Origin of the sequence: Mesorhizobium alhagi CCNWXJ12-2 (assembly GCF_000236565.1) — a bacterium.
Taxonomy (GTDB): domain Bacteria; phylum Pseudomonadota; class Alphaproteobacteria; order Rhizobiales; family Rhizobiaceae; genus Allomesorhizobium; species Allomesorhizobium alhagi.
This window is the reverse complement of record NZ_AHAM01000081.1, coordinates 1-271: the sequence shown is the minus strand read 5'-3', so window position 1 is coordinate 271 and position 271 is coordinate 1. Positions and strand designations below refer to the sequence as shown.

Below are 271 nucleotides of genomic sequence, written 5' to 3'. Positions count from 1 at the left end.
CTGCTTCGTCGCCTTGTCGACCATGGTTTCGAGGAAGGCGAACAGGTTGCGTGCATAAAGCAGCGAGGCGGACGCCGCGACCCGGCCGGGCACGTTGAGATGCCCGACGATCTTGACGCCGTTGTCGAGCGTGATCACCGCGCCGGGAACCGCGCCCTCGACATTGCCGCCGCGCTCGACGGCCAGATCGACGATGACCGAGCCGGGCTTCATCGACTGCACCATGGCGGCCGAGACCAGCTTCGGCGCCGGCCGGCCGGGGATCAGCGCG

The 271-nt window shown here is 68.6% G+C and carries 1 pseudogene; it reads right to left on the bottom strand.

The window, feature by feature from the left end:
* Positions 1 to 271: pseudogene (locus MAXJ12_RS10975) on the bottom strand (Re/Si-specific NAD(P)(+) transhydrogenase subunit alpha); the annotation flags it as partial.